17 protein-coding genes are annotated in these 20,115 nt (G+C 55.6%); 9 read left to right on the top strand and 8 right to left on the bottom strand.

Annotated elements, in window-relative coordinates:
* Positions 1-69: 69 nt before the first annotated feature.
* The gene (locus JWZ98_RS21105) at positions 70-1,269 is read right to left on the bottom strand and encodes an MFS transporter (RefSeq protein WP_205451687.1); all 1,200 of its coding nucleotides are present in this window, start codon (positions 1,267-1,269) and stop codon (positions 70-72) included.
* A 156-nt stretch (positions 1,270-1,425) separates the two neighbouring features.
* On the opposite strand from JWZ98_RS21105, the gene JWZ98_RS21100 reads away from it, so the two are divergent.
* Complete coding sequence (locus JWZ98_RS21100; RefSeq protein WP_084153388.1) at positions 1,426-2,211, top strand: dienelactone hydrolase family protein; 786 nt, start codon at positions 1,426-1,428, stop codon at positions 2,209-2,211.
* Here the strand turns inward: JWZ98_RS21100 and JWZ98_RS21095 are convergent, their stop codons facing one another.
* Complete coding sequence (locus tag JWZ98_RS21095; RefSeq protein WP_033158237.1) at positions 2,212-2,907, bottom strand: TetR/AcrR family transcriptional regulator; 696 nt, start codon at positions 2,905-2,907, stop codon at positions 2,212-2,214.
* A 136-nt stretch (positions 2,908-3,043) separates the two neighbouring features.
* Between JWZ98_RS21095 and JWZ98_RS21090 the strand changes: the two genes are divergently transcribed.
* Positions 3,044-4,213: an efflux RND transporter periplasmic adaptor subunit gene (locus JWZ98_RS21090; protein WP_225892967.1), complete on the top strand. Its 1,170-nt coding sequence runs from the start codon at positions 3,044-3,046 to the stop codon at positions 4,211-4,213.
* Complete coding sequence (locus JWZ98_RS21085) at positions 4,213-7,275, top strand: efflux RND transporter permease subunit (protein WP_205451685.1); 3,063 nt, start codon at positions 4,213-4,215, stop codon at positions 7,273-7,275. Before JWZ98_RS21090 ends, JWZ98_RS21085 begins: the two co-directional genes overlap by 1 nt.
* Positions 7,276-7,294: 19 nt before the next feature.
* On the opposite strand, the gene crp is transcribed toward JWZ98_RS21085, so the two are convergent.
* A complete protein-coding gene (gene crp, locus JWZ98_RS21080) occupies positions 7,295-7,948 on the bottom strand; it encodes a cAMP-activated global transcriptional regulator CRP (RefSeq protein WP_205451677.1) in 654 nt (217 codons plus the stop codon).
* A gap of 128 nt (positions 7,949-8,076) precedes the next feature.
* On the opposite strand from crp, the gene JWZ98_RS21075 reads away from it, so the two are divergent.
* On the top strand, positions 8,077-8,496 hold the full coding sequence (locus JWZ98_RS21075) for an OsmC family protein (protein ID WP_033158234.1): 420 nt from the start codon (positions 8,077-8,079) through the stop codon (positions 8,494-8,496).
* 4 nt (positions 8,497-8,500) lie between these two features.
* Positions 8,501-9,280: an adenosylmethionine decarboxylase gene (gene speD, locus JWZ98_RS21070; RefSeq protein ID WP_205451664.1), complete on the top strand. Its 780-nt coding sequence runs from the start codon at positions 8,501-8,503 to the stop codon at positions 9,278-9,280.
* Between the two features lie 61 nt (positions 9,281-9,341).
* Here the strand turns inward: speD and JWZ98_RS21065 are convergent, their stop codons facing one another.
* The 3 genes from JWZ98_RS21065 to apaG form a co-directional block, all read right to left on the bottom strand.
* On the bottom strand, positions 9,342-9,662 hold the full coding sequence (locus tag JWZ98_RS21065) for a periplasmic heavy metal sensor (RefSeq protein WP_205451662.1): 321 nt from the start codon (positions 9,660-9,662) through the stop codon (positions 9,342-9,344).
* A gap of 75 nt (positions 9,663-9,737) precedes the next feature.
* A complete protein-coding gene (locus tag JWZ98_RS21060; protein ID WP_033158231.1) occupies positions 9,738-10,571 on the bottom strand; it encodes a symmetrical bis(5'-nucleosyl)-tetraphosphatase in 834 nt (277 codons plus the stop codon).
* A complete protein-coding gene (apaG, locus tag JWZ98_RS21055; RefSeq protein ID WP_020484295.1) occupies positions 10,571-10,948 on the bottom strand; it encodes a Co2+/Mg2+ efflux protein ApaG in 378 nt (125 codons plus the stop codon). The genes JWZ98_RS21060 and apaG overlap by 1 nt, the downstream gene beginning before the upstream one ends.
* 71 nt (positions 10,949-11,019) lie before the next feature.
* Here apaG and JWZ98_RS21050 point away from each other — a divergent pair, with 71 nt between their 5' ends.
* From JWZ98_RS21050 to JWZ98_RS21035, 4 genes are all read left to right on the top strand, one after another.
* The gene (locus JWZ98_RS21050; protein WP_205451655.1) at positions 11,020-11,541 is read left to right on the top strand and encodes an ankyrin repeat domain-containing protein; all 522 of its coding nucleotides are present in this window, start codon (positions 11,020-11,022) and stop codon (positions 11,539-11,541) included.
* 63 nt (positions 11,542-11,604) lie between these two features.
* Positions 11,605-12,975, top strand: coding sequence for a UDP-N-acetylmuramate:L-alanyl-gamma-D-glutamyl-meso-diaminopimelate ligase (gene mpl, locus JWZ98_RS21045; RefSeq protein ID WP_205451653.1), 1,371 nt, complete (start codon positions 11,605-11,607; stop codon positions 12,973-12,975).
* Between the two features lie 3 nt (positions 12,976-12,978).
* The gene (locus JWZ98_RS21040; RefSeq protein ID WP_101053946.1) at positions 12,979-13,266 is read left to right on the top strand and encodes a SelT/SelW/SelH family protein; all 288 of its coding nucleotides are present in this window, start codon (positions 12,979-12,981) and stop codon (positions 13,264-13,266) included.
* Between the two features lie 40 nt (positions 13,267-13,306).
* Positions 13,307-15,280, top strand: a complete 1,974-nt coding sequence (locus JWZ98_RS21035) for a serine/threonine protein kinase (protein WP_205451650.1) — start codon at positions 13,307-13,309, stop codon at positions 15,278-15,280.
* A gap of 143 nt (positions 15,281-15,423) precedes the next feature.
* On the opposite strand, the gene JWZ98_RS21030 is transcribed toward JWZ98_RS21035, so the two are convergent.
* Positions 15,424-19,467: a hypothetical protein gene (locus JWZ98_RS21030; protein WP_205451643.1), complete on the bottom strand. Its 4,044-nt coding sequence runs from the start codon at positions 19,465-19,467 to the stop codon at positions 15,424-15,426.
* Positions 19,468-19,726: 259 nt separating this feature from the next.
* A complete protein-coding gene (locus JWZ98_RS21025) occupies positions 19,727-20,113 on the bottom strand; it encodes a diacylglycerol kinase (protein ID WP_205451641.1) in 387 nt (128 codons plus the stop codon).
* Positions 20,114-20,115 lie beyond the last annotated feature (2 nt).

The following is a 20,115-nucleotide window of genomic DNA, read 5'->3' as shown; positions in this document are numbered from 1 at the left end:
AGGCCTATTTCAAAATCTTTCGAGGATTTTTCCTGTTTTAATCTGCGGCTGCTCCAATCCAATAAACGCTCAATGAGCTGCTTTACCCCGGCGACGAGCGATGAGGATGCATAAGGCCATTAAACAAAATCCGGCCCCCGCGTAAAACGTAAACTCGGCGCCGTAGCTATCCCACAGCAACCCCGCCATGACGCTAGCCAACAGCATGGCGATGCCGCCGACCAGATTGAAAAATCCGTAAGCGGTGCCGCGCAGGTCGGCCGGTGAAGTGTCCGCGACCATTTTGGCCAGCAGGCCCTGAGTCATGCCCATGTGCACCCCCCAAAGCCCAACGCCGGCCAACACTATCCGCCAATCGGCGCTACTGGCCAGTACTAGGTCGGCGGCGATGAGTACCAACAGCCCCCAAGCCAGCAATTTGCGATGCGATACGCGGTCGGACAGACGGCCAAACGGGTAAGCCGTGGCCGAATAAACAACATTCATCGCCACCATTGCCAAGGGTAACAGCGCAATCGGAATGCCGCTTTGTTGGGCGCGCAGCACCAAAAAGGCCTCGCTGAATCGCGCCAGTGTGAACACCGCGCCTATCATCACTACCCGCCAATAGTCGGCATTTAAGCGTTGCAGATTGGCGCGCTTGATGGGGTTGCCGTGTTGCGAACGCTGCAGATGCTTGGGTTCGCGCACACCAAACAGCAACATCAGCACCGACAGCCCGCCGGGGATCACGGCCACCCAAAAAACCGCCCGAAAATCGTTGGCCCACAGGAGCATGAGCGCCACCGCCAGCAATGGTCCCAGAAAAGAGCCGACCGTATCCAGCGATTGCCTGAGGCCAAAGGCCGCGCCGCGAATTTCCGGCGGGGTAATGTCGGCAACCAGTGCTTCGCGCGGTGCGCCGCGTATGCCTTTGCCGACCCGGTCCAGCAGTCGCGCGCTTAAAACCATACCGCTGCTGCCGGCGATGGCAAACAGGGGTTTGGTCAAGGCTCCCAGGCTGTAACCTATCAAGGCCAGACTTTTGCGCTTGCCCAAATAATCGCTGAGCACCCCGGAAAACACCTTGACGATCAGCGCGGTCGCTTCCGCTGCGCCTTCGATCAAACCGATGCTCAAACTGCTGGCATGCAGAGTGGTGAGCATGAATACCGGCAGCAGGCTGTGGATCATTTCCGAGGAAATATCCATCAACATACTGACAAAACCCAATGCCCAAACGCTTTTCGGGATTTGTCGCCAGATAGGTTTTGCGCCGGAATGCGTCATGGAGTTTATGTTTGCCGTTCGTTTAAAGGAAATCACAGCGCCTAGGTTGCTGTAAAACCCGTCGCCCCGATGGAATTTTATTGTTGGAAGGCCCTAGAGATTGACAATGCCCGTTAGCAGTGTAAACGTAAGGCCATTTTTCAACAGGAGGTTTCTATGATGCGTAGTTTATTCTTTTTGGCCTTATTGTTCAGTTCCGGTTTGCAAGCGGCATTGCAGGAGCAAGCCGTGAGTTATACCGCCGGCGATACCACGCTAAAAGGCTATCTGGTTTGGGACGATACGAAAGGCGAGAAGCAGCCCGGCGTGCTGGTGGTTCACGAATGGTGGGGCTTGAACGACTACGCCCGGCAGCGCGCGAAGATGTTGGCGGAACTGGGTTATACCGCGCTGGCGGTCGATATGTACGGCGACGGCAAATCCAGCGAGCATGCAGCCGAAGCCTCAACCTTCATGAACAGCGTCGTGGAGCGGGCCGGCGTTTCGCAATTACGTTTTACGGCGGCTTTAGCCTTTTTACAAAAACAAGCCAGTGTCGATAAGGGTAAGATTGCGGCGATAGGTTATTGTTTCGGTGGTGCGACAGTCTTGAATATGGCGCGCTTGGGTACCGATCTGGCGGCAGTGGTGAGTTTTCACGGTAATCTGGCCACGCAAACCCCGGCAAGACGTGGGCAGGTCAAATCGCGGGTATTGGTTTTGAACGGCGCGGCCGACGAGTTTGTCAGCGCCGACAGTATTGCGGCGTTTGAAAAAGAAATGACCCAAGCCGGCGTGGACTATCGTTTGGTTAACTATCCCGGCGCGCGCCACGGTTTCACCAACCCCGACGCGGATAGGTTGGGCAAAGCCAATAATTTGCCTATTGCTTACGATGCCGAGGCGGATAAACAATCCTGGGAAGCCATGCAACAGTTGTTTCGCGAAGTGTTCAAGCAATAGCTAATCGTCAGTCAAATCGGTGGCAGTCGGTGCATAGGCTCTCATAAACGCGCTGACGGCGCGCTCGACTGTGGCTTTAACTTGTTTGGGTTTCAATTCCCGGCGGGCGTTGAACAAGCCCGATTCGTATACTTCCGATTCCAGCAAACCGCGAAAATGCGCGGCCACCACATGTGGGTCGGCATGCCGCAACTGGCCGGCATTCATCGCTTGTGCGAAAAATTGCGCAGTAAATTGCATGCCCTTGGCGGGGCCGTTTTCGAAAAACAGGCGGCCGGCTTCCGGCTGAGTGGCGGCGGCTGCGATCAACATGCGTCGGGCCGCCAAACTTTTCAAGGACAGAAAGTTGCTCATCACGCCTTCGCCGAAACGTTGCAAAGTGGCCGGCAAGTCGTCGGAAGGTTGCAACAGTGCCAGGACTTGGTTGACCTGGTCTGGCAGTGTATCGAGAGGCGCACTGCCGCAGTCCGGCATCAGCAAGGAAAATAATTGCTCGCTGTGGCGATCAGCGGAACGGCGCGCCAATTCCAGAAACAACTGCTCCTTGGAGCTGAAATAGTTGTACAGCGTGGCCTTGGAGTGGCCGGCAGTAGCGGCGATTTCCGCCATCGTCGCTTGTTCGAAACCGACTTTTTCAAACAGGGTTTTTGCCGCATCCAGAATGGCTTGGCAACGTTCTCCACTTTTCTTTCTCATGGAACCTTCCTTATTCGAGCGAGTCGGCTGAGTTTCGAGCACTAGGCCGCTGTTTGGCTTATTCTAGACCCGATGGTTCAGTTTTAAATTGTCGTATAGACTTGGAGCTGAGTAATGTTTGCCGAGATTTTTCGTCATGATGACACACCTAGCCCGCCGTATAAGCTTTTATACCCTTTATTCCCAGCGTGGATTGGCACGCGGTTCATTGCTTATCGGGATTTTTACCGTACTGGCATGCTGTGCGGTGCTAATAGTTTGGTTGTTAAACCGCGAAAGTCCAGGCGCAGCAGCGCCGGGAAAAACGGTGCCGGCGCTGACGGTGACGCGGGCAGTGCCGCAATGGCGGCAGTGGCCGACCACCCTGGAAGCGTCGGGGGCGATTACGGCCTGGCAAGAAGCCGTCATCGGCGCCCAGCAATCCGGATTAAGGTTAATCGAAGTCAATGTCAATGTCGGCGATCAGGTCAAGCGCGGTCAGCTATTGGCGCGTTTCGATGCTGATATGCTGCGCGCCGATCTGGCGCAATTGCAGGCCAATCTGGCCCAGGCGCGGGCCACCGCCGCGCAAGCCGAAACCAACAAACAGCGGGTGCTGAAACTCAAAAACGCAGCGACGCTGAGTCAACAGGAGTTGTTGCGGTACGAAACCGAAGCGGAAACCTCCCGAATTCAGGTCGATGCGATCAAGGCCCAGTTGGCTGCTAAACAGTTGCAACTAAGCTATGCCGAGGTGCGGGCGCCTGACGACGGCGCGATTAGCGCGCGAATGGCAACCCTGGGCGCGGTGGCCGGCAGCGGGCAGGAGTTGTTTCGGTTAATTCGGCAAAATCGCCTGGAATGGCGTGGTGAATTGACCGCCGGGCAAATCGCGCAAATTCAGGCGGGGCAAGCGATACAACTGAGCCTGCCGGACGGCAGCGTTGCCCAAGCTAGGGTGCGGCAACTGGCGCCGGCCTTGGACGAGCAGTCGCGATTGGGCGTCGTGTACGCCGACATCCTGCCGGGCAGTCAGGCGCGGGCCGGCATGTATGCCAATGGCCGGATCGAGTTAAGTCAGCGTCCGGCATTGGTGGTGCCGGCCGCCAGCGTGGTGATCCGCGATGGCCGCAACTATGTGCTGAAGCTGCTCAGCGATGCCGATACCTCCCCGGTAAGTTTGCAGGCGGTCGCTACCGGCCGTCAGTACGGGGTGGATATTGAAATCGTCCACGGTTTGAGCGAAGCAGAGCGCGTGGTATTGGAGGGGGCCGGCTTTCTCAATGATGGTGATCTCGTGCACATCGCGCCGGCGAGGGTTGATTGATGAGTTTTGCCTCTTGGTCGATTCGCAACCCCATTCCATCGATTTTACTGTTTATCTTGCTGTCATTGGCCGGACTACGCGGCTTGCAGCAGTTGTCGATACAGAGCTTGCCGGATCTGGATTTACCCAGCGTCATTGTCAAACTTAATCAACCGGGCGCGGCGCCGGCACAACTGGAAACCGAAGTGGCGCGCAAAGTCGAGGATTCGATTGCCACGCTGTCCGGGTTGAAGCATATCCGCACCTCGATTACCGATGGCTTGGTGCAAATCAATGTCGAATTTATTCTGGAAAAAAAGCTTTCCGATGCCTTGATAGAAACCAAGGACGCGGTGGACAGGGTGCGCTCGGATTTACCTAGTAGTGTGCTGCAACCCAGTATCAGTGCGGTGACAGTGGGTGGCGCGCCGATTTTGACCTATGCGATTGCCTCGACCAAACTGGACGAGGAAGCCTTATCCTGGCAGGTGGACGATAATGTCAGCAAGGTCATGTTGGGCGTAGCCGGTGTCGGCCGTTTCGAACGGCTGGGCGGTGTGCAGCGGGAAATACAGCTGGAAGTCGATCCGGTGCGCTTGGCTTCGCTGGGCGTCACCGCGACCGATGTGTCGCGAGCCTTGAAACAGGCGCAGCAGGAGTCTTCCGGCGGCCGGGGTAATGTGGGCTTGGCGGAGCAATCGGTGCGCACACTGGCCACGGTGCGGCAGGCCAGCGAACTGGCGACCTTTCCGGTGCCTATAGCCAACGGCGGCGAGGTGCGCTTGGAGCAAATCGCCACGGTCCGCGACACCGTTGCCGAGCGTACGCAATTGGCAGCCTTGGACGGCAAGCCCTTGATCGGTTTCAACATCTACAGGGCCAAGGGTTTTGACGAAACCCGCATCGCCAATGATGTGGAGCAGGCCTTGGCGCGGATACGCGAAGCCGATCCTTCCTTGAGTTTTACGCTGATTTCCGGTTCGGTGGCGTATTCGCAAGAGCAGTATGAAGGTTCGATGATGATGCTCTACGAGGGCGCGTTATTGGCGGTGCTGGTGGTCTGGTGGTTCTTGCGCGATTGGCGGGCAACTTTGGTATCGGCGTCGGCCCTGCCTTTGTCGATTCTGCCGACGTTCGCGGTGATGCATTGGTTGGGGTTTTCCATGAACATGCTGACCATGCTGGCCTTGGCTATCGTGGTCGGGATATTGGTGGACGATGCGATTGTGGAAATCGAAAACATCGCCCGGCATGTGCGGATGGGCAAAGGCATCCGTCAGGCCGCCGCCGAAGCGGTTGATGAAATCGCGCTAGCGGTGATCGCCACCACCTTGACATTGGTGGTGGTGTTTATGCCTACTGCCCTGATGAGCGGGGTGTCAGGATTGTTTTTCCGGCAGTTCGGTTGGACCGCCGTGGTGGCGGTGCTGGCATCCTTGTTGGTGGCGCGTCTGCTGACGCCGATGCTGGCGGCTTATTTACTCACCGAAGGCCATCACCCGGCCAGCGTCGATGGCAGATTGATGCCCATTTACCTGCAAGCCGTGCAGTGGACCTTGCGTCATCGCCAGGCGACGATGCTGCTCTCTACGCTGTTTTTTATCGGTGCTGGCTTATTGCTGCCCTTGATCCCGGCCGGTTTCGTACCACCCGCTGATCGCGGCTATACCACGGTGCAACTCGAGTTGCCGCCGGGCAGTTCGATAAACGATGCCAGCCGAATCGCCGAAGCGGCGCGAACTGTTCTGCAACCGCTGGCAGGTGTCGAGCACATTTTTACCGCGGTCGGCAGTAGTCAAATAGTCGGTGGCGGCGTGACCAGACCGGGCGAACAACGGAAGGGGGCGCTGACCTTAACCTTGAGCGAGCGGGGACAGCGGCCGCATCAAACGCAGATTGAACAGGCGGTGCGAACGGTATTGCGCGAAGTGCCCGGCGCCCGCTTTTCCATTGGCATTGGTGGCCCTGGCGAGAAAATGTCTTTGATACTGTCCAGCGATAATGCGGCGGCTTTAAAAGCCAGTGCGCAGGCATTGGAGCGCGATTTGCGTACCGTGGGTACCTTAAGCAGCATCAGCTCCACCGCGAGCCTGGAACGGCCGGAAATTGCGATTCGGCCGGACTGGCAGCGCGCTGCCGAACTAGGCGTGACAGCCGAACTGATCGGCGAAACGGTGCGCATTGCCACCAGCGGTGATTTCGACGCCCAACTGGCCAAGCTGAACCTGGATAACCGCCAACTCGCGATTCGGGTAAGGATAGCCGATGCCGCGCGGCAGGATTTGCAGGTCTTAGCCAATCTAAGAGTAAGGGCGGGGGATAGGTTGGTGCCGCTGTCCAGTGTGGCGGAGCTAACGTTAGCCAGCGGTTCGGCGCAGGTGGATAGGTATGACCGTCGCCGCTATGTCACGGTCAACGCCGAACTGGGCGGCATGTCCCTGGGTGAGGCACTGGCCGCTGCCAAAACTTTGCCGGCAGTGGTTAATATGCCGTCCAGCGTTAAATTGATTCGTACCGGCGACGCCGAAATCATGGCCGAATTGGCCAGCAGTTTTGGTATGGCGATGCTGACCGGATTGCTGTGCGTGTTTTGCGTATTGGTGTTGCTATTCAAGGATTTCTTTCAACCCTTGACCATCCTGTCGGCGATACCCTTGTCAATGGGCGGCGCGTTTGTCGCACTGTTGCTGACCGGCGGTGAGTTGAATATTCCGTCGATGATAGGCTTGATCATGCTGATGGGCATCGTCACCAAAAACTCGATCCTGCTGGTGGAATATGCGTTGCTGGCGATGCGCGAACATGGGCTGAGTCGGCACGAGGCCTTGCTGGATGCCTGCCATAAACGCGCCCGGCCTATAGTCATGACCACGGTGGCCATGATTGCCGGTATGTTGCCGATTGCGTTGGGATGGGGGGCGGACGCCAGTTTTCGTCAGCCGATGGCGGTGGCGGTGATTGGCGGCTTGATTAGCTCTACTTTGTTAAGTCTGCTGGTGGTGCCGGTGGTGTTTACCTATGTCGATGGTGCTCGGCAAAGTTTGGTAAAGCCGTTTTTCGGTAGTGTCTCAAAGGGCGAATGAATTCGCCCTTCACGCGGCGTTAACGAGTACCGAATACCACGATGGTTTTACCGTGAGCGGTGATCAAGCCCTTGTCTTCCAGTTCTTTCAATACGCGTCCAGCCATCTCGCGGGAACAACCAACGATGCGGCCGATTTCCTGACGGGTGATGTGCAACTGCATGCCGTCCGGATGAGTAATCGCGTCAGGTTCCTTGGCCAGATCCAACAGCGTACGGGCGATACGGCCTTCCACGTCCATGAAAGCCAGGTCGCGGTATTTGCGGCTGGTGATCAACAAACGGGTCGAGAGCTGTTCACCGAGTACGGTCAAAATCTCCACCGCTTGATCGCGCAGTTCGGCGTTGAGCAGCAGTTTGAAGCGCTCGTAACCGATTTCCGCCATCTGGCATTTGGTGCGGGTTTTCACCAGTACGCTCCGCGTCTCGGCGTTTTTGAACACCCCGATCTCGCCGACGAAATCGTGTTTGTTCAAATACGCCAAAATCAACTCGCGGCCTTCCTCGTCCTCGACGCTGACGCTGACCGAGCCGTCGACCACAAATAACAGTTTGTCACCTATGTCGCCAGGGCGGACTATGGTGATTTTGGCTGGATAGCTCCTAACATGGCAGAAGCGTAAAAAGGCGTCCAGGGCAGAGGGTGAAATCTTGTTTTGTTTAACAAAGCTCATAATTTGTAATAATTCTGTGAACTAGATTGGTTACCCTATCAAGGTGCAGTAGTTTTACAAAAAAATCAAGACATTTGACGGGTTCGTTGTAAAATTCGCGACAATTTTGAATTTGGTTGGGGTTTAACATGCAGGCAACGATTAAATGGGTCGACGGCAGATTATTCGTCGGCGAATCCGGCAGCGGGCACACGGTTGTGATGGACGGGCCGCCGGATCACGGCGGCCGTAATCTCGGGGTGCGCCCCATGGAAATGCTGTTGTTGGGCGTGGGCGGCTGTTCGTCGTTCGACGTCGTGGATATTCTGCAAAAAGGCCGCCACGAGATTGTGCATTGCACTGCCGAACTGACTGCGGAACGGGTGGACACAGTACCGGCCGTATTCAGCAAAATTCATTTGCACTTCAAGGTGACGGGTAAAAATCTGCCGGTTGCCGCAGTGGAACGGGCGGTGAAGTTATCCGCCGAAAAATATTGCTCGGCTTCCATTATGTTGGGCAAAGCGGGCGTGGAAATAAGTCATGATTTTGAAGTTATAGAGGGTTGATCGGTTGAGCAAATTACAGTTACACGGGTTTAATAACCTGACCAAATCGTTGAGTTTTAATATTTACGACGTTTGCTATGCACCCAAAGAGCAGGAAAAAGCCTACATCGAATATATCGACGAAGCCTATAACGCCAAACGTTTGACGCAGATTTTAAAAGACGTAGCCAACATCATTGGCGCGCAAATTTTGAATATCGCCCATCAGGATTACGATCCGCAGGGTGCCAGTGTGACGATGCTGATTTCCGAAGGTGCGGTCATTCCGGCCGGCATGAATTCCGAGTCACCCGGCCCGTTGCCGGAGACGGTTTTAGCGCATTTGGATAAAAGCCACATCACCGTACACACTTATCCGGAAAGCCATCCGGATACCGATATTTGTACGTTTCGGGCCGACATCGACGTGTCAACTTGTGGGCAAATTTCCCCGCTGAAAGCCTTGAATTATCTGATTCACAGTTTTGAGTCCGACATCGTCATCATGGACTACCGGGTGCGCGGCTTTACCCGCGACGTGTCCGGGCAAAAGCATTACATCGATCACAAAATCAACTCCATCCAGAATTACATCGCGGAAAGCACTAAAGAGCTGTACCAGATGATTGATGTCAACGTGTATCAGGAAAATATCTTCCACACCAAGATGATGTTGAAAGAAACCGAACTGGAAAATTACTTGTTCGAGAAGGAAAGTAATTTCAGCGACGAAGAGCAGGAAGAAATCCAAGGTATGCTGCAGGAAGAAATGGCCGAGATTTTTTACGGTCGAAATTTCTCTTAAAAAATACGCTGGTTCAAACAGCGGCCTCAGCAGTCACAGCTACTGCTGAGGCTTGTTTTGTTTATGGGGCCGGTTTACGAGGGGCTTGCTCGCGCATTTGTTCTTGATGTTGTTTGCGCAAGTCGTCCATTTTTTGCATTTGTTCCGGGCTTAACACCTCTTTCATCCGGCTGTGCGACTCTTCGTGGATGGCGCGGAATTTTTCGTGCTGTTCTTTAAAAATCGCTTCCAGTTTGGTTTTTTGCTCCGGACTGAGTTGCAGCAGTTTGTTCAAATGTTCTAGTTTGTGGTCCACCGGTTGGCCATAGTCGTTTTCACTAGGGTAAGCGAAGGCGGTTAACGGCAAGGCCAGGACGATGGCGAGGAACAGGTTTTTTCGCATGGTCTAATCTCAAGTTAAATTGATGTGGTGCTTGGTGTGCGAGGGAACTGATGCCGGAACGCCGGCAAAAGTTCACTACTCTGAAAAAGCCTTGGGATTATGCGAGGCCACGCAGTCGATGCTGAAACGTCTGGGTTGTTCTGACAGTTCCAGCGCCGTTAATTGTCCGCCCCACAAGCAGCCGGTGTCTATTGAGTAACAGTTATAGCCGGTGAAATAGCCCAGCGTGGACCAATGGCCGAAGATGATGCGCATATCGATACTTTTGCGGCCCGGCACTTCAAACCAGGGCATTAAGTGGTCGGGTTGGCTGCCGGGCGCGCCTTTGGGCCCAAAATCCATCACGCCGTCGACGGTGCAATAGCGCAGCCGGCTGAAACAATTGATCGCAAAGCGCAGTTTTTCGGTTTTCAGTAAATCGTCGCGCCAGACCACGGGTTTGTTACCGTACATGGAGCGGAAAAAGCGTTCGTGATCCGGGCTTTGCATGGCTTGCTCGGTTTCACGCGCCATGCGCAGTGTGGTTTCAAAATCCCACTGCGGTGGCAAACCGGCATGCAGCATGCAAAAATTATCATTGTGATGGAACAGCTTTTGATGGCGCAGCCAGGTTATCAGCTCTTCGCAATCCTCGGCCCTTAAAACGTCGCTCAGCGTGTCTTTTTTACCGGCCTTGCCTAGCGACACCACGGTCGCAATCAAGTGCAGATCGTGATTGCCCAGTACGGTAACGGCCGCAGAACCCAAGCCTTTCACAAAGCGCAGCGTTTCCAAGGATTTTGGGCCGCGGTTCACCAAGTCGCCGGCCAGCCAGAGTTGATCCTGATTCGGATCGAAGCTTATATGGTCCAGCAAACGACGAAACTCGTCGTAACAGCCCTGAATGTCACCAATTGCATAAATCGCCATTAGTGCAGCGTTCTGGGTATCGATAAAGTGAATTTGGGAATGGCTGCGTTAAAATTTTCGCCGGCGTCCGATTGCATTTGATACTTACCTTGCATCACCCCGACCGGAGTTTCTATCATCGCCGCGCTGGTATAGCGGAACGAGTCGCCGGGGCTAAGATGCGGGTTTTCTCCCACCACGCCGTCGCCGTTGACTTCCTGCACCTTGCCGTTGGCATCGGTGATCAGCCAGTGGCGAGTCAGCAATTTGGCCGGCGTGGAACCGACGTTGGTGATGGTGATGGTATAGGCGAACACATAGCGGTTCTGTTCGGGGGACGATTGGGCCTCGATATAGTAGGGTTGGGCTTCAACTAAAACTTTGTTTTTTTCGCTCATTGATAGATGATGTAAATCAGTATTTGCCTTATTTCAACCCAACTCATACCCAAACGCAAGCAAGCAATCCGATGAATATCCGCAGATTCCTGAGCGCAGGGCTAATCGTCTGGTCCCTGCAGGCGCTTGCCGAAGATACTAAAGATTTATTTGCTGCCGCAGCCACCGGCAAGCTGGATCGCGTCGAGTCGCTATTGGCGCAAGGCTTGGACGTCAATGGCAAACTGGAGACCGACCGTACTGCGCTGATGGCAGCCAGTTTTAACGGCAATTTACGGATTGTCAAGGCGCTGCTGGCTTATGGCGCCGACGTCAATTTGGCGGATAAACTAGGTTCCACCGCATTAACGGATGCCGTGATGTTTGGCAATGCCGACATCGTTGGCGTGTTAATCGCGGCCGGTGCCAACGTCAACGCGGCGGACAGCCTGAGCGTGAAAATACTCGATAAAGCCAAAAAGCTTGGCCGGGAAAACATCGTAAAGCTGTTAGAAGCGGCCGGTGCCAAAGGTTCGGAAGCCAAAGTCGAAGAAAAGATCGAAGGCGAACCCAAAGCCGAGGAAGAAAAAACGCCGGAAGAACCCAAAAAATGATCCAATTCGCTGCCGACCGAATTTCCGGATTTGCATCTCATTAAACCCGCTAAAATTATCAGAATGACAGACTCACAAAAGCCATTACACATCCACATCCTCGGTATTTGCGGCACCTTCATGGGCGGCTTGGCCTTGATCGCTCGCGAATTGAGCTACACCGTCAGCGGCTCGGACCAGAACGTCTATCCGCCGATGAGCACGCAACTCGAAGAACAAGGCATCCGCTTGATGAACGGCTATAAAGCCGAAAACCTGGATTGCAAACCCGATTTGGTGGTGGTTGGCAACGCCATGTCGCGCGGTAATCCGGAAGTGGAAGCGGTATTGAACCTAGGCTTGCCGTATATCTCGGGTCCGCAATGGTTGGCGGAACACGTGTTGCAGCATAAATGGGTATTGGCGGTGGCCGGTACCCACGGCAAGACCACCACCAGCAGCATGCTGGCCTGGGTGCTGGAATACAACGGTTTCAAACCGGGTTTTCTGATCGGCGGCATTCCGTTGAATTTCGGCATCTCCGCGCGCTTGGGCGAGTCGGATTTTTTTGTCATCGAAGCCGACGAATACGATTGCGCCTTTTTCGACAAACGCTCCAAATTCGTCCATTACCGGCCACGCACCGCGATATTGAACAACCTGGAATACGATCACGCCGACATCTTCGAAAACCTGGACGCCATTAAAAAACAGTTTCACCATCTAGTGCGCACCATACCCAGCGAAGGTCTGGTCATCGCACCGGCTTGCGAACAACATGTCACCGAGGTGCTGGAAACAGGCTGCTGGACGCCGGTCGTGAAGACGGCTATCGACGGCGACGGCGATTGGCAGGCGCACTTGTTGAAAGCTGACGGCAGTAGCTTCAGCGTCAGTTTTGCCGGCCAAGAGCAAGGCACGGTTGATTGGACCTTAACCGGCCGCCATAGCGTCTACAATGCCTTGTCTGCCATTGCCGCCGCCCGGCATATCGGCATTCTGGCAAAAGACGCGATAGCGGCTTTGCAGCAGTTTCAGAGCGTGAAACGGCGCATGGAAGTCATCGTCAAAAGCGCCGGCGTCACGGTTTACGATGACTTCGCCCATCACCCGACTGCCATCAAAACCACCTTGGACGGCTTGCGCCAACAAGTCGGCAGCGAAAAAATCCTGGCCATCGTCGAACCGCGCTCCAACACGATGCGGTTGGGTGTGCATACGCAATCGCTCGCAGAATCCCTGGGCCAGGCCGACCGGGCCATCGTCTATCAGCCGGATAATCTTGGCTGGGATTTAAGCCAGCTACTCAAATACGCCAACAACATCGAGATTTGCAACAGCTTGGAAAGCATTATCGCTACCATCAAAGCCCAAGCCGGCGGCGTTTGCCATGTGTTGCTGATGAGTAACGGCAGTTTCGGTGGCATATACAAACGCCTGCGGGACGAGTTGTAAGCCATGAACCGCGTCGAAATCCGCTACTGCACGCAATGTCGCTGGTTGCTGCGCGCTGCATGGATGGCGCAAGAATTGTTAAGCACTTTTGAACAGGAACTGGACGAACTGGTGATGCAGCCCGATACGGGCGGTATCTTTGAGGTGCGCGCCAACGGCGAATTAGTTTGGTCCCGCAAGCAGCAGGGCCGGTTTCCGGAAATTACCGAGTTAAAACAATTGGTGCGCGACCAGATTGCCCCCGAGCGCGACCTGGGGCACGCCGACCGCAAGCCCGCGCCGCAGTCTTGATCAGGTTGCGCAAAGACTAAACAAGGCCAAGCTGTCTGAGATGATGCTCCCGGAAGACGACGCCACCCTCATCAAACCGCAAGACGACGATCTGACCCGGATCAAGCCTCGCCCCTATCCTCAGGTGTTGAACGACAGTCCTGGGCAGGACGCTAAATTCAACGACGATTATTCCTTGCGCGGCGCCGTGGGCGTGGGCGGCGGCGGTCAGGTGTTGCTGGGGTTTGACGAGCGCATCGGGCGGGAAGTGGCAATCAAGGAGTTACTGGATCAGGCTGCGAATGATGATGTCGAGCTCAGCGCACGTTTTCTGCGCGAAGCTCGCATCACCGGCCGCTTGGAACATCCGGGGATAGTGCCGGTTTACGATCTGGGGACTAAACAAAGCGGCGCGCCCTATTATGTGATGCGCTTGGTGCGTGGAGATACACTGGCCAAAGCCCTAAAAGCCTGTAATGACGAGGTGTTGGCCGAGCATGCGCTGTCGCGGCGCTTGGGCTTGTTGGACAGATTAATCGACGTTTGCGAAGCCGTGGCTTATGCCCACTCCAAAGGCGTGATTCATCGCGACATCAAACCCGGCAATATCGTGCTGGGCCCGTTTGGTGAAACGATTGTTTTGGACTGGGGCTTGGCCAAGGTGGAAAACGAAGCCGATCTGGCGCCACTAATATCTGCCGCACCGAAACAGGTAGCCGACGATGCCGATTTGACCCGGATCGGCGACATTCTCGGCACCCCGGCCTACATGGCGCCGGAACAAGCCAATCCCGATTTCGGTGCGGTAGATACGCGCTCCGATGTGTTTGCACTTGGCTGTATTCTCTATTATTTATTGGCCGGTCATCCGCCGCTAAGCGGTAGCGCCGATGAGATATTGGCGCAACTCAGTTCGCTGGCGCCTATGCCCTCGGCTCGCGACCCGAAGCTGCCCATGCCGCCGGAATTGATCGCCATCTGCGACAAGGCCTTATCCAAGGACAAATCGCTACGGTTTCCGAATGCGGCTGCGTTAGCTGACGAGTTGCGGGCCTATCGCGACGGCCGCTTGGTGAGCGCCTATGCCTATTCGCGCGGCGAACTGCTCCGCCGCTTCATCGCCCGCAACAAAGTCGTGCTGGCGGCCAGTCTGGCGGTATTGCTGGCGATTTTGATCGGCGCCGGGCTGGCCTTCAAATTTGGCGTGGAGGCGCATAAAGCCCGAGACTTGGCGGTGGCTGAAGGCGAACTCGTCAAGCAGGAAAAGCAGCAGGTGGAGCGTGCGCTAGCCGATGTCACCCGTATTTCCAATCAGAACCTGACGGCCGCCAACCAGATCGCGGACCGCATCTTGGGCAACTTGAACGAAATGCGCATGGGCATGCAGCAAACGGCTGAGTCATTACGCAGCAATGCCGAATTAGCGGCATCCGCTGGTTTGCTGGAGAGCTTGCTACAACGTTATCCGCGCGGTGAAAGTTTCGCTACCACCCGCGCACCCGGCACTATCGTGGCGGTAGCTCCGGGCAAATATCGCCAAGCGCTGGGTGCCGATACCTCGCAACTTGAGCACAATCGGATGACTTTGGAGCGGGGTGTGCCGATTCTGAGCCGGATTTACCAAGCCCCAGAGGGCTTTCCCGCCGTCACGATGGTGGTGCCGATCAAACAGGGTAAAACCATCCCGGGATTTATTTCCATGCGCATCAAACCGGTCGATTTTCTGGGTGGTTTGCTGGCCGAGGATACTCAGACCCAAAAACGCACAGTGTGGGTTGTGCAAGATGATGGTCTGCTGCTTTACGATAGCGATCCGCAGGAGATTGGCCTTAATTTGTTCCGTGAGGAGCGCTTCAATCAGATACCGGAATTGCGCCAGCTCGCGGCTGAAATCGCCGATCAAGACGCCGGCGTGGGCTATTACCAAAGCCAGTCAGCGGCTCAATCCGCGCCGTCAAGGCAGATCGCCGCCTGGGTAAGTTTAAGGCCGGCGGAGAATCGGGGCTGGAAAGTGGTGGTTTTAGAAGCTTGGTGACGCGGCTGTATCGCACAGTCTCGCCCTTGGAACTTATACAAGGCGTGGCGAAAGCATTGCGTTGAAGCGTAGCCGGTTAGAGAAAGCCTTGAAGGTCATTGCGCGTAATAAAGCCCCCGGCTGTGCCGGGGGTATGTGCTATGTTAAGCTTCTGATTTCGGCACGGCCACTGGAGGCTGTGATTTTTTCCAAAGCCCGCCGCCGGCAAAACAATTCCAGCCCCAGCGCAGCCAATTCAACAACGCTGCGGCCATCCACAAAGACCAAGCCAGCATCAGAATCCGGTAGGCCAGCAAAGGCAGGCTTACGACGGTGGCAACAGCCAACTGCGGGCCATTGCGATCCTGATACCAGTTCAGCAAAGTTGCAGAGGATTGATTTCCGGCAATTTGCATATCCGGTTCGCCCAGCAGGCCCTGCTCAACGGCAATCGCTATTAACAATAGCGACAACAGCGTCAAGCCGGCCAAGCCGATTTGCGCCAGATTGAACCAGCGCGGCCGCTGCGGCGCATGGCCGGCGCGCAATCCCAACGCAAACAACCAGCCCACCACTAAAAATGCGGCAGCAATATGCAGTTGGCTCAGACCGATCAACAATAAAAACCACTGCCAATGCCGCAACGGCGTGATGCTTAACTTACCCAAGCCGAACGCCAGTAAAGCCAGTACGATCAGCAAACCCCAAATCAACACGGCCGGACCAAATTTTGGGCCGAAGGTCCACAACAACCAACGCTGCTGCGGCATCAGTAATTGAATACGGCTGTTGACGCTGGTAACGCCAAGATCGACCAGCGGCGTGCGCAACAGCACGCCCGGTTCTTTAGCCGTTTGCCAATTAAGCACAATTTGCTGGGTGCCGGGATGTATCGGCAAACTGACCGCCGCGCCTTGCTGACGAATCGGCTGACTGACACCGTCTATCGTCACGCTTTGCAGCTCCGCGAGTTCCGGCAGCTTTACGGGGTGTTGGCCGCCTTTGGAGCTGCGGATGCTCAAAATCAGTTCGACCGTTTCGCTGCGTTGCCCAGGCTTAACTGCCAATTCGCTTCTATCGATAGTCAGGGTTGAGCCGGCCACCGCTTGCGGTCGGCCGATAGTCAGATTGACCTTTTCGCCCGGCCAGGGCCGCCACTCCGGCAGCCACTGGCCCTGCCCGTCCTGGTGATGCACCACCGCGATACCGTCGGCTTGTAAATGCCAGATGGGGCTGACATCGGCGCGCCACACCTCGGTCCACTGCGGCGTGTCGGCGGCTTGCAAGGTCAATTGCTCGGTTTTTGCCAGTGCCGACTCCCATTCCAAAGTGGCTTGACCCGCCGCCATGTTCACCAATACTTTACCGTCCTTGATTCGCACTTGCGGACTGGTAACCGCTTCGCCCGGCAACAACGGTAGTTCCAGTAATACCGGACTGAGTGCGCCGGCCAATTGCTCGACGCGGGTCGTCACTCGCCAGTCCAAGCCCAAATGCAGAGTTCTTTCCACCCGCACGAATGCCGGCAAGGCAGTTTGCTGCAATTTATTTCTCGGCCCGCTATCGGGTTGCAATCGGCTGAACTCCAGTTGTGGACCCACCTTGCCGTCCTCGTATAAACCATCCACCCGCCAGCCGTCGGCAATGACACCAGCGTGTTGCGGCGGCAATGGCAGCGGCAAACTAAATTTATCCTGCGCGGTATAGCGTCCCTGCATCGTCACTTTGTGTACTCCAGGCGACACAGCCAGCCACAAGCTGCCGTCATCCTGTCTGATCAAGGCTTGCGCCTCGCCGCCATCGACGCTGACCTGCTCCGGAAACCATTGCTCAAGCTGAGCCGGCAACGGTACTGCCAAATCCTGCTGCGCGTGCAATTGCAGTTCGATACGCAGCACTTCCGGCTTGACCAGTAATTGCATATCGGCAATCTGCGCGCAATTGGGTAGGCACTGCGGTGCTTGCAGCAAACGGGTTTTCAATTGCTCCAGCATTGGCGCGTCGGGCAGATCGGCATAGGCCTTTTGGTTTGGCGCCATCAACAGCGGCAGCAGCAACAGACAGGTCAAACTCGGCAAGGACAAGCGCCAGTTGGTGGCGATGGCGCCGAGCATTTTCAAAACCAATACCGCCACCAGTGCGGCCTGGGCAAAGTGCAGCAACATCATCATAAATGGCGACAAATACCAGAGGCGGATTTGCTGACCACTATCAACCGCGCCGTTCCAGCTTAACTCCACGCGCTGCCAGCCCCAATGCGGCAAACCGGGACCGGTTTGCAGATTGGCGTCCGGATCGATCCGCTGCAAACTGGCAGTGCTGCCACCATAAGCTCTCGACATCTTGGGTTTAGCGGAATACTCGGGCTCCGTTTTGGCAAGTTCCCTTATTTCCGGCTCCGGCGCCATAGCCGAATCCGCCATTTGTTCTACTTGCATCGCCATTGGTGCGGCGGCGCTCACCATCGAATGCAAACGTTGAATAGGCTGCCGGGGCAGTTCCAGTTGCGGGTAAATGCCGATACGAATCTGCGCTATCATGAATGGAATCGTCAGCATTAGCAGCGCCAGCCAGCTGGCGTTGCGATACCATTTCAACCATTGCCAAAAGCTACCCGCCGGTAATACCCGCAGCAGCGCCAACACCGCCAGCACATTCAGCCAAATCAAGCGCGGCGCATCGGCCTCATGCCAAATCAGCGCCAAACTGAGCAAGGCAAATGCGCCCCATTGCGGCGACCAGAGCCGGCCCACGGCCAACGCGGCAATCAAGACCAAAAACAAGTCCAGCAAGGTCCAGCGGTTTAACCAGCTATTCGGCACATTATCCACGCCGCTGACCGCCAGCAGACGCCAGCCCGGCGGGATGTTCAATTCAGCCTGTACTTGTTGAAATCGCTGCTGCCAGCCGCTGGCATTGATCGAACCCAAATCGGCTTCGATCCGGCTGTCGGCATTCAGTTGGATGGCACCGCGGCGCACTTCCACGCCCTGGTTGCCGTCCGCCAGTTGCGTGATCAATTGGCTCTGACCGTCCAGTTGCACTTGGCCCAGTCCCAGCTCGGGCACCGCGTTCAAGCGCCAGTCGCGACTCATCGTACCGGTGATGTTATCGCTGACCGTGTAACCGCCGCCCTCGAAGTCCAGCCACAGCGTGCGCTTCAACTTGAGTTGATTCGGCTCGGGCTCCGGGTCGCCGCGGCGCACAACCTTAAACTTCATACTCTCGCCTTGCTTGAGTTGATAGGTAGGTAAATGCTGCCATTCGGCGGGCAGATTGGTTTGACTGCCGTCTATCGCGGTCAAATTCTCGATCTCCACCAAACGCAAGGCAGGCACGGCCTGGAACGCCCACAACTCTTCCGCCGGCCAGTTCTCGTCCTTTACGGTCAAATCCAGTTGCGTCAAGGCTTGTGGATGGCGGGCATGAATGTCTATGCTCCAGCGTCCCGGCCGCACTTGCACCAATAGTCGTCCGTTTCCGTCCAGACGAGCGGGCAACGGGCTATTCAACGCCACCGGGATAAAGTTAGGCAGTAAAGCATAAGGAAACTCAATCTCGCGGGCCTTGCCGGAGACTTCCAAATCCAGCCGGGTAATGACTTGCAGTGGCACCTCGTCCTGCACCTGCCGGAATACTTGCAGGTCCAGCCTATCCTGCTCCCGGTCGGCAGTGTCGGCGTTCTCGGTATTCAGCCACAAGGCACCTTGCTTGATGGGGGGATACGCGACCGGCTTATCGTTGACGCTGAGCTGAATCAAGCCGCTGGCTTCGGGTAAGGCTAATTGTTCCGGCAGGCTTTCCCAGAAAAATTCGCCGCTGATCTGGTAGCGGCCCGCGGGAAAGTACAGGGCCGGCTTACCGTCTTTTTCTACGACCGGCTGGGTTTGTTTGTTGACGGTGACCGTCTGCGGCCAATGTTGCGTGTCGCCCGGCAAGCTAATCCAATCCTGGCGATACACGGTCCATTCGGCAACGAAGCTACCGTGCTTGGCTTGTAAATTCAGGTGCAGAGCGCCCGGCCAGGCACAATGTTTTTGTTGAAAATCGTCGAAGATAAACGGGCAACGATACTGGGTTTCATCCGCCAACACCCAGTTGACCCAGGGTTTTAACGGCTCCGGAACGTCTTGCATGTCCAACGCCCTTGCCGTTTGCAACGGTGCCAGCCCAAGCAGTAGCCACAGCATAAAAACCAATCGTCCCATTTTATCCTCCCGCCTTCATCCCATTTAAGGGACTTGATAAACATCATAGAAAACTCTCTCCCTCCGCACCCAGGGGCATAAAGGGATTTATGTATCTTAACATTCGTCATGCTTATCTAGCGTGGGGGCGATTTATCCCCAGCCGGGCTAAAGCTGGTGAAATTGAGCAATCTCCGGTTTTTGCTTTTAAGGCACTGCGCTGTCTGTCTCTTGTAGCTATTTGTTTGATGGTGCCGGGGAAATCTTTATCAGCGGCGGATCAAGCGATTAACGACCCTAAGTAGCTGAGCTCCGAGAGCATGACCACTGCCCAAATCAGAATGCTGATGCCGGCAGCGGCTGCGGCAATATCCTTGATGACGCGGATTTTTTCGTTTTGCCGAGTTTCCACGAAATCGCAGAGCGCCTCTATCGTGGTGTTAAGCATTTCGCATATCAGCATCAGCCCGGTAGCGGTTAGTACCGAGATGAAATCCACCCATTGGCGAAAATAAAAGCATACGGCCAAAATCAACACGGACAGTACGACCTTATAGGCCACACTAAAATCATAAACAACCGCGTAGCGCAGACCAGACAAACAGACCTTCAATTTTCTAAAAGGGTGATAACCGCTCTGTCCGGTATTGAGAAATTTGTTTCGCATGA

Origin of the sequence: Methylomonas sp. EFPC1 (assembly GCF_016925515.1) — a bacterium.
GTDB lineage: Bacteria > Pseudomonadota > Gammaproteobacteria > Methylococcales > Methylomonadaceae > Methylomonas > Methylomonas defluvii.
Note: the sequence above shows the minus strand (reverse complement) of the source record. Positions and strands in the feature narration are given on the sequence as shown.